Below are 12923 nucleotides of genomic sequence, written 5' to 3'. Positions count from 1 at the left end.
CTAAGCAACTGGCTCTAACCAGTTCCACTTATCTTCTGTCGTGCCATCAAAGATACCGAAGAAGGCATCTTGCAGGGCTTTAGTCACTGGGCCACGTGAGCCTTTGCCAACGGGTAATCCGTCAACGGATTTCACTGGTACAATTTCAGTTGCGGTACCTGTCATAAAGAACTCATCAGCCAAGTAAAGTGACTCACGAGAGATTGGCTCTTCACGCACTTCGTAACCCAAGTCACGTGCTAGGGTAATCACCGCATCACGCGTTAAGCCTGGTAAAATTGAGGCTGTACTAAACGGTGTGTAAATTACGCCATTGCGCACTAAGAATAAGTTTTGCCCTGCCCCTTCACTGACCATGTTATTTACGTCGAGCGCAATACCTTCAGTATAGCCGTGGCGACCCGCTTCCATTGAGATAAGCTGCGAAGATAAGTAGTTACCGCCGGCTTTTGCTGCTGTCGGCATGGTATTAGGGGCAAGACGATTCCAGCTTGAAACCCCCACTTCAACACCACCTTCAATGGCGTCAGCGCCTAAGTAAGCTTCCCAGCTAAATGCCGCAACCATTAAATCCGCTTGTGCATCTAGTGGTGGACGAAGACCCATACCAATGTCGCCGAGAAACGCTAAAGGTCTCAAGTATGCGGCTTTTAAGCCATTTTTAGCCACGGCATCTTTACACGCTTGAACAACCTCTTCATTCGAGTAAGGGATATCCATGCGGTAAACTTTTGCTGAATCAAACAAGCGATCAACGTGTTCTTGTAATCGAAAGATACAGGTACCTTTGTGTGTGTTGTAGGCGCGAATGCCTTCAAACACCGATGAACCATAGTGCAGAGCATGACTCATCACATGCACGGTCGCATCCGCCCAAGGGATGAGTTTACCGTTAAACCAAATGAGTTCTGCGCTTACTTTAGCCATAATAATTCCTATCTAATGGGCCTGATGACCTTATCTGTTATTCCACCGACATTATGCGCGACATTGCGCGCCAGCGGTATCTTGAATTTCAATTGTTTTAATATCGAACAATTTACTTAATTGTAACTGCAACTGGCTAACCGGGTGATCAGATGAGACGGTCATTTCGATATCGACCGCATCACTGCTTTGTTCAGTAAACATATTAATCCCGCTAACTTGAAAACCACGGTAGCGCGTTACTTGTAAAATGCGTTCTAAAACAGTGGTTTGCTGAGCAGCAGAGATTCTTAACGTGTGTTCTGGTCGAGCAGTTTGCATGGCGATTCCTATAGACTTTGTCTTAATGGTTCAGGGCTAGTTAGCGTTATCTTGCGTTTCTATCATTTTGTCGTTGGCAGTTTCCGGTGGCACCAATGGCCACACGTTTTCTGCTTCATCAATTTTGACCTGCAATAAATACGGGCCGTTATGCGCGAGCATTTCATCGATCGCCGAAGATACCTCGGCTTTGGTAGTAATTTGTTTGGCTTTGATGCCAAAGGCATTGGCTAGCATGACAAAATCAGGGTTGTCAGACAGATCGGTTTCGCTTAACCGTCCATTGAAGAATAGGTCTTGCCATTGGCGCACCATGCCAAGCTTGCTGTTATCGATAAGGACAATTTTGACAGGCAACTGAAAGCGCTTAATGGTCGCCAGCTCTTGCACATTCATCATAAACGAGCCATCGCCGGTCACTGCGATGATAGTATCGGTTGGGCGACTCACTTGCGCACCAATAGCAGCAGGTAAACCAAAGCCCATAGTGCCAAGGCCACCACTGGTTAAAAAGTTTTCAGGGCCATCAATGACCATGTGCTGTGCGGCCCACATTTGATGTTGACCAACATCGGTAGTCACCACCGCACCTGCTGGCATTTTGTGCGAGATTTCATTCAATACTTTAGGCGCGTAAATGCCCTCACCCGGATGATTGTAATCCCACGCGAAGCTGTCTTTTAGGTGCTGGCATTTTTGCTGCCAAGGTGCAATTGATAACGGCATGGCAAGCGCGGGCAAGTTGACTTTCAGCTCACCTAGTACCGCAGCATTAGCAAACCGACGTTTACCCACTTCGGCGTGGTCAATATCAAAATGAATGACTTTGGCATGTGGTGCAAATTCGGCAAGTTTACCAGTAACGCGATCGTCGAACCGGGCGCCTACAGCAATCAATAAATCGCATTCTTGTACTGCCAAGTTAGCGGCTTTCGTGCCGTGCATACCCAGCATACCCAAGAAATATTCATTGTCGGCAGGCACTGTGCCTAAGCCTTTTAGCGTCGACACGCTTGGCATTTGCGTATCCGCTAGGAATTGATGAAGTTCAGGTACGGCATCCGCCATGCCAACGCCACCACCAACATACAGGATTGGCTTTTGCGCTTGGCTCAGTAATGCCAGTGCTGTCCCCATATTCGCTGGCTCATTTGAAACAGGGGGCACACTGCTCGGCACAGCTTCCAGAGTTTTAGTCACCGTTGCCAATTGAATATCTTTTGGGATATCAACTAGCACTGGCCCTTGTCGACCTGATAAGGCGATTTCAAATGCTTGGTGAAGTGTTGACGCCAATTCGTTTACATCGCGCACTTGGAAACAATGTTTAGTGCATGCTAACGACAAACCGATGATGTCAACTTCCTGAAAAGCATCAGACCCCATAGCACTGGTCGCCACTTGGCCAGTAATGGCAACGATCGGAATTGAGTCTGCATAAGCATCCGCTAAACCTGTGATTAAGTTAGTCGCACCCGGGCCAGAAGTTGCAAAGCACACACCAACTTGCTTCGCTGCTCGTGCATAGCCAACCGCTGAAAATGCCGCTCCCTGCTCGTGACGGCATAAAAAGTGCTGAACTTCACTGTCATATAGCGCGTCATAAATTGGCATGATGGCACCACCAGGGTAACCAAATACATGTTTTACCCCATGCTGCTGTAATACGTTTAAAAGCATGGTTGCACCTGTATAAGTATGTTCAGTTGTCATTGCCAAATTCGCTATATTATCTTTTTAATCAAAAGGTTAATCTGTCATCTACGGTTTGCTGTTAACTCTGTTTCTCAGCGCGTAAGTCAGTCACTACTTGGGTAAAAAATAAAAACTAAGCCCTAAGTAAAACAAAACCCCCGGTCCTTTCGGAGCGGGGGTTGGTATTTTGTTTTCAGAAAATTTTCTTAGCGCCACCAACTTCCCCGCGATGATTTAATAATCACCACGACGAGAATGTTAATAATCACTGCGCTTACGTTAGTCATGTTTTGCTAAGTTTTTTACCAAGAAAATGTGAATAGTTATTTATCTTTTCTGAAAAAATATTTAACTGGTTAATCTTTTTAAATTAGTATCACAGCCGTTCCCCAGTGTGCAAGTACTTTTCTAAACATTTTTACGTATTTATTCTACTCGCTAACAAATAGTCAATATTGTCCGTATTTATCCAGTGTTTTATTAGCTGACAGTCATGCCAATCTTGAGCAAATTCACCAACAAATTAGCCAACTAAACGCTTTAACACTACACTCAATAAAAGTGGATTGATTTGACAAGGATTTTTATGTCACTCGCCTGTGTTTATAGCCGTGCTCGCCTTGGTTTATCCTCGCCTCTGGTTACCGTTGAAGTACACATTTCAAATGGTTTACCTGCGTTTTCAATTGTCGGCTTACCTGAAACCTCGGTAAAAGAATCGAAAGACCGGGTGCGTAGCGCCCTCATTAATTGCGGTTATGAATTTCCTGCAAAACGCATCACGGTCAATCTGGCACCAGCAGATTTGCCCAAAGAAGGCGGCCGCTTTGACTTACCGATTGCCATGGGTATTCTGGCGGCTTCTAGCCAGCTGCCGGATCATGATTTAGCCCAATATGAATTTGCTGGGGAGCTAGCCTTATCAGGCGCATTAAGACCCATTGTTGGTGAAATTCCGTTGACGCTCGCCTGCCAAGCAGCAGATCGCACACTGGTGCTGCCAACGAAAAACGCCAATAAAGCGCAATGGCTTGAAGCCCCGAAAGTTATCGCGATTGATCACCTACAACAGCTCTTCCCACACTTCGCCAGACAGTCACTATTGCCATTTTTTACTGGCCAGAAAGAGCAGATGCCAAGTAATAAAGCACAACTGGATATGCAAGATGTTATTGGTCAGCCCTTGGCAAAGCGCGCATTGGAAATCGCCGCCAGCGGTGGCCATAATTTGTTGTTTGTCGGCCCGCCGGGGACAGGGAAAACCATGCTAGCGAGTCGCTTACCGGGGATTTTGCCGCAAATGAGCCGCGACGAGGCGGTAGAAAGCGCCGCCATTCTGTCAATTAGCCAACACGACATCGATCATTCCACATGGGGCGTTCGACCATTCCGCTCCCCCCATCACACCGCAACAGCGGCAGCACTGATCGGTGGAGGCTCTAACCCGCAACCAGGGGAAGTATCCCTTGCCCACCACGGTGTGCTCTTTCTTGACGAGCTGCCAGAGTTTGATCGCAGAGTACTCGATGTGATGCGTGAACCCATGGAGTCTGGTGAGGTCACCATATCACGAGCCAATCACAAGCAAACCTTTCCCGCACAGTTTCAATTGGTTGCGGCCATGAACCCCAGTCCAACCGGTTTTTACAATGACAAACGCAGTACCCCGGAGCAAACACTGCGTTATTTAAACCGCTTGTCAGGCCCATTTCTCGATCGCATCGATATTCAAATTGAAGTAGCTCGCCTGCCCAAAGGGATTTGGAGTGATAACCAACAGCAAGAAGAAACCAGCGCGGTGATACGCGAGCGCGTGATGCTCTGCCGCACGGCACAACTCGCTAGGCAGGGAAAAGCGAATGCCCTACTAAGCAGCAGAGAATTACGCCAGCATTGCGCATTATCTCCTGAAGATAACGAGTTTTTAGAATTAGCCGTTGAAAAGTTAGGGTTATCGACACGCGCCCATCACAAAATACTCAAAATAGCGCGAACACTGGCAGATATGGATAACTGCCAAGCCATTGCCCATAGCCACCTTATCGAAGCACTGTCGTATCGGGCGATGGATCGTATTTTACGCCACTTAACCGATGCACTAGCCGTTTAGCACCTTTATTTACATTGGACTAATGGCGATTGATTGCAAAAACGCTTTCACTAAAGGCTGCTCTTTGCGAATGTTTAAGCAACAAACACCTAGATCAAACGGTTTGATGCCATGCTGAATGTCTAAGGCGTACACTCTGTCTTTTACTGGGCTAAGGTCAACCACCACTTGCGGCGCAATACCGATACCACACCCCAATGCCACCATACTTACGATCGCCTCGTGGCCTGAAACCGTTGCGTAGATATTAGGTTTGCCAAACTGCATGCTGCGCAACCACTTTTCAAAGCGCGTTCGCGCCGAACCATGCTCAGGCAGAATGACGGGAATTTGTGACCAATTCACCATATTTGCTTGCAGTTGCTGCTGCACATGACACGCCATGGTAGGCGCAATAATGTTTAACGGCACTTGCTCGATGTGATGAAAGTGATAGCTGCTGGATAAGTTTTCTGGCATCGCCGCTATCGCGATATCGACCTGTTGCTGCTGTACTTGCGGCAATGCGCCTGCGGCATCGCCCGTGGTGAGCATAAGCTCAACCAAAGGGTGCTGCTGACGAAAACTATCAATCAATTTTGGCAGGTGGCTGTATGCTGCTGTAACAGAGCAGTAGATATGAAGTTGACCTGTTAGTTGCGCCTGCTGCTGATTGAGTGACAGTTTGAGCAGGGACAGTTGCTCGAGTTGTTGCTCAGCATAGTGTTTCAGTTGCTCGCCTGCTGAGGTGAGCTTAGCGGTTCGGTTATCACGCACCAAGAGCTGGCAACCAAGCTCCTCTTCGAGCCGAGTGATAGTGCGGCTTAGTGTTGATGGACTTACATAAAATTGCGCTGCCGTTTTGCCAAAATGCAGTTGCTTGGCCAGATGATGAAACATCGCTAACGCTTTGGTATCCATATTATCGACTCCCTCTATCCGAAACCTAGAACCTGAAACCTCAAAAAACAATCACGTTGCCAATATTACAACATAGCAATGCAGATAATTCACTTTAAGCAATAATACCCTTGCGCTATGGTGTCCTCAACTAATTAATTCGGAACATGAGAAACCACTATGGCTAACTACTTCAACACATTGAGCTTGCGTGAGCAGCTTGCACAACTTGGCAAATGTCGTTTTATGAAACGCGAAGAGTTTGCTGACGGCTGTAACTTTATTAAAGATTGGAATATTGTCATTGTCGGTTGTGGCGCACAAGGTTTAAACCAAGGCTTAAACATGCGTGATTCAGGCCTGCGCATCAGCTACGCCTTACGTGAAGCGGCGATTGCTGAAAAACGTCAATCGTGGCGCTGGGCAACGGAGCACGGCTTCACCGTAGGTACATACGAAGAATTAATTCCTCAAGCAGACTTAGTACTTAACTTAACCCCAGACAAACAACACACTTCAGCAGTGAGCGCGGTTATGCCACTAATGAAGCACGGCTCAACATTAGCCTACTCACACGGTTTCAATATCGTAGAAGAAGGTATGCAGATTCGCCAAGACATTACTGTTGTAATGGTTGCCCCTAAGTGCCCAGGTACTGAAGTACGCGAAGAATACAAACGCGGTTTTGGTGTTCCTACGTTAATCGCTGTTCATCCAGAAAATGATCCTAACGGCAACGGCTTGGCGATTGCGAAAGCTTATGCATCAGCAACGGGTGGTGACCGCGCGGGTGTACTTGAGTCATCATTTATTGCCGAAGTTAAATCAGACTTAATGGGCGAGCAAACCATTCTTTGTGGCATGTTGCAAACAGGGGCAATCTTAGGTCACCAGCAGTTAGTCGCTAACGGTGTAGACGCGGGTTACGCTCGCAAGCTTATTCAATACGGTTGGGAAACGGTAACGGAAGGCTTAAAGCACGGTGGTATCACCAATATGATGGACCGCCTATCGAACCCAGCAAAAATTAAAGCGTATGACATGGCTGAAGAGTTAAAAGTGATTCTTCGTCCATTATTTGAAAAGCACATGGACGACATCATCGAAGGCCACTTCTCTGCCACTATGATGGAAGACTGGGCAAACGACGACAAGAACTTGTTAACGTGGCGCGCTCAAACGGCTGAAACGTCTTTTGAAATGGCACCAGACAGTGACGCAGAAATTACCGAGCAAGAATACTACGATCGCGGTGTTTTCTTAGTTGCTATGGTTAAAGCCGGTGTTGAGCTAGCATTTGAGTCTATGGTAGCGGCAGGTATTATCGAAGAATCAGCTTACTACGAATCACTGCATGAAACGCCACTTATTGCGAACTGTATTGCCCGTAACAAGCTATATGAAATGAACGTAGTAATTTCAGATACAGCGGAATACGGTAACTACTTATTTAGCCATGCAGCTGTGCCTTTACTATCAGACTTTGTGAGTAAATTAAGCCTTGAAGATTTAGGTGAAAGTTTAGCGTCAGCAAGCAACGGTGTTGATAACGTGCGGTTAATTGAAGTGAACGAAGCCATTCGCATCCACCCAGTGGAAACTGTTGGTAAAGAGCTTCGCGGTTACATGACAGATATGAAGCGTATTGTCGAAGCAGATCTATAATCGAATAACGATATATAGTTAGGGCTTGGCTTTTGCCAAGCCCTATCATATTAGACACCACAATTTTAACGCTAGCCTTCAACTTACTCGTTTTACCCCCCTTCTGGACTATTCCTCAGTATTTTTACACCTTATTCCGACACTTTTGATATCGCTCAGACGTTATGGGCTATAACGAATTGGTATGCCATTAAATCAGCTGCTATTTCATGGACTTAACAGATAGCCTAAGGCAATTCAATTAGTTTCTAATGGGTTTCCTGAAATAACTTGATAGAATGCGCCGTTTTTGTTTTAGATCAAGGAATAAGCAATTGTTTTCCATTAACAAAAAAATAACATTAGCACTACTTCTCTGCGTGTTATTAACGGCATTATCCGTCGGTACGTTTAGCCAATTAGTCGCCAGAAAGGTTGTAGAAACCCGCTTGCTGGAAAAAGAGCTCCCCAGTGCAATACAGCAAATTAGTGGCGAAATTGACAAAGAAATTGCCTTGATGAGTATCGTTGCCAAGCAACTTGCCAACGATCCTTTTTTACTGAGATGGGCAAAAGCTGGTAGCGACAAAACACAAGAACCACTAGTGATTAAAAAGCTCGCCGAAACGGGCCGAGTTAATCACTTTAGCAGTACTTCATTTGCTGATCGACGCAACGGTAACTATTGGAATGAAAACGGCTTTTTAAGACAATTAACAAAAGCAAGTGGCGAAGACGATTGGTTTTTTGCCTACCGAGACAGCGGTCAAGAAACATCGATTAGTATTTATCGATACCCTGACGGTCAACGAGTCGACCTTTTTGTTAACCACCAACAGCCCAATGGTTTAGGCTTATCGGGCATTGCGAAATCGTTTGAAGATGCCGTTAATCTGCTCAATACATTTCGCCTTGAGAAAACTGGCTTTGTTTACCTTGTCGACAAAAACGGAAAAATCCAGCTCCACAAGAACGAAGCATACATAGGTAAAAACATTACTGATATTTACGGCCAACAAGCAAAACAGCTACTAAACCTTGCGAAGTTCAACCAAATTAATGCGGAAATTGAAAATCAAAACCTATTGGTAAGCTCTAGCTATGTGCCAAGCGCCCAATGGTTTGTCATTGGACAGTTACCTGAGAGTGAAGCCTACGAGCAACTCAATAATGCGACAATTAATATGATTGTTTGGACTTTAGTTATTGTTTTAGCGACGATAGCTGTCGCTTTGGTGATTGCTCGCTCCATTACACAACCGATTAACAAGTTAGCGCAGCTTTTTACCCGTATGGGGCAAGGTGAAGCAGATTTAAGCTACCGCATTCCAGAAAGCGGTCAGCAAGAGCTAGTGGCGGTTGCTAAGGGCTACAATGCATTTATTGGCAAACTGGCTGAGTTATTTGAAACCATCGCCGCAAGTAGCCGAGAGTTGCGAAGCACCGCCGATGAGCTAGCGCTCAAAAGCCAACATACGCAAACCAGCGCCGCGAGCAACGATACCAATACCCAGCATATTTCCAACGCACTTTCGCAAATTAATACAACGGTTTCTGACATTGCGCAAAGTGCGGTACAAGCCTCAGATCTCGCCGAAAACGTTCGCCATAATGACAGCGAAATTACCCATGTGATTGTCGAGACAAAGTCTGATATTGAGCAGCTTGGCGGTAAGATTAACGATGTTTCTAACGTGATCGCGACACTAACAGAGAATACCGAAACGATTGCGCAAGCACTGGGCGTAATCGAAGCTATCTCTGATCAAACAAACTTACTCGCCCTGAATGCCGCCATTGAAGCTGCGCGCGCAGGCGAGCACGGCCGAGGGTTTGCGGTAGTAGCAGAAGAAGTGCGAAGCTTGGCGGGAAAAACGGCTGATTCAACCACAGAAATTCAAACCATCATGGAGCAGCTCAAGCAAACTTCCACAGTGGCAACCTCTGAAATCGAAGCGATTTTGGCTCAGTCTGCCAATACCAAGGCGTCAATCAGCCAAGCACAAGAAAAACTGGAATTAAGTGGTGAGCTGACACTGCAAATAACTGACACCAATCACCTTGTTGCCACAGCAACTGAACAGCAAGCTATTTCGCTCAATGACATCAATAATAACATGTCAGACATTCGCACTATCTCTGAACAAAACATGGCGAATGTCCAGGCAATTGCCAGTAGCGCTGAGCAGTTGAATAAACTGGCAGAAACACTCGATACCTTAGTTAAACAATTTGAGCAATAAGGTTATCGGCATACCGGATATAGCACAAAGCGATGCCAATGCATCGCTTTTTTATTGAACTTCATTTACCGCTGAACGACAACAAATCGAGCTAGGTCAATGTGATAATGAATAACGTCTTTATGCCATAATCGATCTCTGGCTTTGAAATTGAGATCAACGAGTTAATCTACTCGATGCAAATTAACGCCGTGATCTACGAGTCGTTGGTAGAATGCTGGTAAGTCGCAGTCTTTTGTTTGCTCGCAAACAATTGCGTATTTCTTAATTGCTCGCTCATAGCTATTAAGTGAGGCTTGCTCTAACCAAAATAGCGCTAATGAAAAATCAGGCTTCACCAGATCGCCAGCTAAGTATATTTCGGCAAGTTTAATTTGCCCCTCAGAAAACCCTAACTGCGCTGACTTTTCAAACTTAACAAAAGCTTCCACCATGTGGTCTTGGATATAACTTGCCTGTTCATACGCCAAACCAGAAGCATACTCTCTTTCACCAGGAATATAACTGGCACTAAGGCGATAGCCGATATCGTTAATAATGAAGTTGCCATACAAAACATTACCATCTGGGCGAGCTGCAATTAACACCCCATCGCGCCCGTGCAATTGCTGTAAGTCATCGATATGAAAGTGATGATGCTTTTTACCGAAGTAGCTAAATGCTCTCGTTTGGCCTGATGCGATGGCATCGCGAAATGATGATTTGTGGCTGTAAACCATATTACCAAGCACGAGTGAAATGGTATCGCCAGTAACATCAACGACTTTGCCGATTCGATACTTCTCATGTGGACGATAAGCATCAGTTATTTGGCGATTATCGAATAACATAAAGTCGTTTATCTGTGGGGCACTCACAATATACTGAGTTTGGTTTCGTTCCGTCTCAAGCGCTTGTAGCCAAAGATAAATAAAGTAACAAAGCAGAAACGTACCGACAAACTTGACGAGAAAATGATATATGGTAAAAGCTGACCCCAGTAATTGCTGGTATAAGGCCTTATCAATATCCGCTTTGCCAACTAATTGCAGGCAATTGGTACACTCTAGTTGCACCTGCCGACCGGTAGGAAAAAGCGGCAGCGATTGTAAAAACAGATAGGAGTACGAAATTTCGCCTTTAACATTGTGTTTACTATGACCACAAGACTGGCATTGGTGCTGATAAGTGATACCGCCGTTAAAGCTTGATTCGCCGTATTCCATTACTTACTCCTTGTTTTTATTACCTCATTTATAACAGATGCTCATTGCGTGGACAACTTTCGTACTAACTTACTCGTAGTAAAGCTGATAAACAGCCAATGGCGAGTGGAGTATGACCCAAATCATTTATTACCTTCCTTGTACGACTCCGCAGTAGACATCACAGGTAAGTTTAGTTAAAAACAACAGTAACGAGATTCAACCATAAGCTTTGCAATGGCCCTTAGTAATTATCGCGACAAGCGGTTTCTAATTATCGACAGCCTCAAGCCTTCTCGCGATTTGCTCAAACAGTTCGCGTTCAATCTTGATCCTGAGGTGGTTGAAGCTTGTGGTTACGCCAACGACATTGTACTGCGCTGTGCTCAAACCCATTACGATGTGCTTTTACTTGGCTACAACCTTGGCGAAAGCCAAAAGAACGGCCAGCAACTGCTCGAGGAGCTGCGCGAAAACGGCCTTGTGAATCGCCAATCCGTGGTCATTCTAATCACCGCGGAAAACTCACAAGCTATGGTGCTGGCGGCACTGGAGCACAAGCCTGACGACTACCTCACCAAACCCTATCGAATAAAAGATCTGCGCGACAGGCTTGAGCGTTGCTATCGAAAAAAGCATCACATGAAAAGCATCTATCAAGCCCTCGACAGTAGTGACGCCAATACCGCCATTGAACTTTGCAATCAAGCAATAGATAGTAACTCGCCCTATAAAGCTGAGTGCTATGGCATTAAATCAAGACAACTATTTGAGCTACAAGAGTACGAACAAGCAGCGACGATTTACCGCCAATTCAAGCATCAACGAAACTGCCAGTGGGCGACTATCGGTTTGGGCAAAATAGCGCTGAAACAGCAAGACTTCTCTGGTGCGATCAACCTCTTTACTAACTTGGTCGAGCAACACCCCTTATATTTATCGTCATACGATTGGTTAGCGACCTGTTATGAAGCAATAGAGCAATACATAAAAGCACAAGAGGTACTCGAAACCGCGATAAAAATCTCCCCCCTATCCGTAAAAAGGATAGAGCGATTTGCCAAGCTCTGTTTTGACAACGGCGAGTTTGACAAAGCAACACAAGCATTCGAACAGAACTATCAGTTGTCATATAACTCAATTCACCACAAGCCAGATAATGCATTTAATTTTTCAGAGTCTTTAAACTTATACGCCGATGAATTAACAAGTAGTGAATTAAAGCAAAGAAAATTGCGGGTGATTAATGCCCTGAATGAAACCAACAAAACGTTTAAAAGCCCAGACACTCGCGTACAAATGCAACTGCACAGTGCTCGTATCATGATGAAAACACACGAAGAATACGACGCCCAACGCATACTCAACAACAGTGAGAGTTACATTGACAAAGTCAGTGAGCAGCTCACCTCAGAGACCTTAATTAAGGCGTCTAGGTTGCTTAACGAGCTTGACCGAAAAGAAATCGCAAACACTTTGATTAATTTAGTTGTTGAGCGAGAGCCCGACAATGCCGATTTAATGGCAGAAGTGGATATGTTGCTTGATGAGTCTCTTAAACGCGAAGAGTTCGTCGTTGCACAAAAAGCACTTAACCAAGCAGCACAGTATTACCGGCAGCAAAACTATGGACAGGCTTTGCTGGGGCTTTTTGCCGCACAGCAACTATACCCGAACCATATCGGTATTAAACTCAACTTTGTGCAAGTACTTTTAGCTTATTATCAAGAGAGTAAAGACAGTTCAAAGCTGAATGAAGCCAATGACCTTTTAGCCTCACTTGTCGGATTGCCAAGTAACCATCCTGCATACCAAAGGTATCAAACATTAAACCAGCAGTATAAATCACTCATATAGCTAACTATATGAAATACTTATATTTCATAGAAGTATTGACATACCACAAAATTGAATTGAATA

The 12923-nt window shown here is 45.2% G+C and carries 9 protein-coding genes; 4 read left to right on the top strand and 5 right to left on the bottom strand.

Going from position 1 to position 12923, the window contains the following annotated elements; all coding sequences use genetic code 11:
- From DXX93_RS00220 to ilvG, 3 genes are read right to left on the bottom strand one after another with little or no spacing between them, the layout of a single operon-like run.
- Window positions 1-927 (bottom strand): branched-chain amino acid transaminase, encoded by a 927-nt coding sequence (locus DXX93_RS00220; RefSeq protein WP_116006291.1) that lies wholly within the window; start codon window positions 925-927, stop codon window positions 1-3.
- Between the two features lie 51 nt (window positions 928-978).
- Complete coding sequence (ilvM, locus tag DXX93_RS00215; RefSeq protein WP_116006290.1) at window positions 979-1248, bottom strand: acetolactate synthase 2 small subunit; 270 nt, start codon at window positions 1246-1248, stop codon at window positions 979-981.
- A gap of 36 nt (window positions 1249-1284) precedes the next feature.
- Complete coding sequence (gene ilvG, locus DXX93_RS00210) at window positions 1285-2961, bottom strand: acetolactate synthase 2 catalytic subunit (protein WP_116006289.1); 1677 nt, start codon at window positions 2959-2961, stop codon at window positions 1285-1287.
- A gap of 568 nt (window positions 2962-3529) precedes the next feature.
- Between ilvG and DXX93_RS00205 the strand changes: the two genes are divergently transcribed.
- Window positions 3530-5053, top strand: a complete 1524-nt coding sequence (locus DXX93_RS00205) for a YifB family Mg chelatase-like AAA ATPase (protein WP_116006288.1) — start codon at window positions 3530-3532, stop codon at window positions 5051-5053.
- A 9-nt stretch (window positions 5054-5062) separates the two neighbouring features.
- Here DXX93_RS00205 and ilvY read toward each other — a convergent pair whose 3' ends face one another.
- Entirely contained in the window at window positions 5063-5953 is an 891-nt protein-coding gene (gene ilvY / locus DXX93_RS00200) for an HTH-type transcriptional activator IlvY (RefSeq protein ID WP_116006287.1), read from the bottom strand.
- A gap of 159 nt (window positions 5954-6112) precedes the next feature.
- Here ilvY and ilvC point away from each other — a divergent pair, with 159 nt between their 5' ends.
- Window positions 6113-7597 (top strand): ketol-acid reductoisomerase, encoded by a 1485-nt coding sequence (ilvC, locus tag DXX93_RS00195; protein WP_116006286.1) that lies wholly within the window; start codon window positions 6113-6115, stop codon window positions 7595-7597.
- Between the two features lie 314 nt (window positions 7598-7911).
- Window positions 7912-9819 carry a methyl-accepting chemotaxis protein gene (locus DXX93_RS00190; RefSeq protein ID WP_181902094.1) on the top strand — a complete coding sequence of 636 codons (1908 nt, stop codon included), beginning with the start codon at window positions 7912-7914 and terminating at the stop codon, window positions 9817-9819.
- A 164-nt stretch (window positions 9820-9983) separates the two neighbouring features.
- On the opposite strand, the gene DXX93_RS00185 is transcribed toward DXX93_RS00190, so the two are convergent.
- On the bottom strand, window positions 9984-11024 hold the full coding sequence (locus DXX93_RS00185) for a sel1 repeat family protein (protein ID WP_116006284.1): 1041 nt from the start codon (window positions 11022-11024) through the stop codon (window positions 9984-9986).
- Window positions 11025-11240: 216 nt separating this feature from the next.
- On the opposite strand from DXX93_RS00185, the gene DXX93_RS00180 reads away from it, so the two are divergent.
- A complete protein-coding gene (locus DXX93_RS00180) occupies window positions 11241-12860 on the top strand; it encodes a response regulator (protein WP_116006283.1) in 1620 nt (539 codons plus the stop codon).
- Window positions 12861-12923: the final 63 nt, after the last annotated feature.

This window comes from Thalassotalea euphylliae, from assembly GCF_003390335.1.
Taxonomy (GTDB): Bacteria; Pseudomonadota; Gammaproteobacteria; order Enterobacterales; family Alteromonadaceae; genus Thalassotalea_F; species Thalassotalea_F euphylliae_B.
Note: the sequence above shows the minus strand (reverse complement) of the source record. Positions and strands in the feature narration are given on the sequence as shown.

Excerpts from the sequence above, each read along its gene's own strand:
- DXX93_RS00220 (WP_116006291.1), bottom strand. The coding sequence starts at position 927 with ATGGCTAAAGTAAGCGCAGAACTCATTTGGTTTAACGGTAAACTCATC.
- ilvM (WP_116006290.1), bottom strand. The coding sequence starts at position 1,248 with ATGCAAACTGCTCGACCAGAACACACGTTAAGAATCTCTGCTGCTCAG.
- ilvG (WP_116006289.1), bottom strand. The coding sequence starts at position 2,961 with ATGACAACTGAACATACTTATACAGGTGCAACCATGCTTTTAAACGTA.
- DXX93_RS00205 (WP_116006288.1), top strand. The coding sequence starts at position 3,530 with ATGTCACTCGCCTGTGTTTATAGCCGTGCTCGCCTTGGTTTATCCTCG.
- ilvY (WP_116006287.1), bottom strand. The coding sequence starts at position 5,953 with ATGGATACCAAAGCGTTAGCGATGTTTCATCATCTGGCCAAGCAACTG.
- ilvC (WP_116006286.1), top strand. The coding sequence starts at position 6,113 with ATGGCTAACTACTTCAACACATTGAGCTTGCGTGAGCAGCTTGCACAA.
- DXX93_RS00185 (WP_116006284.1), bottom strand. The coding sequence starts at position 11,024 with ATGGAATACGGCGAATCAAGCTTTAACGGCGGTATCACTTATCAGCAC.
- DXX93_RS00180 (WP_116006283.1), top strand. The coding sequence starts at position 11,241 with ATGGCCCTTAGTAATTATCGCGACAAGCGGTTTCTAATTATCGACAGC.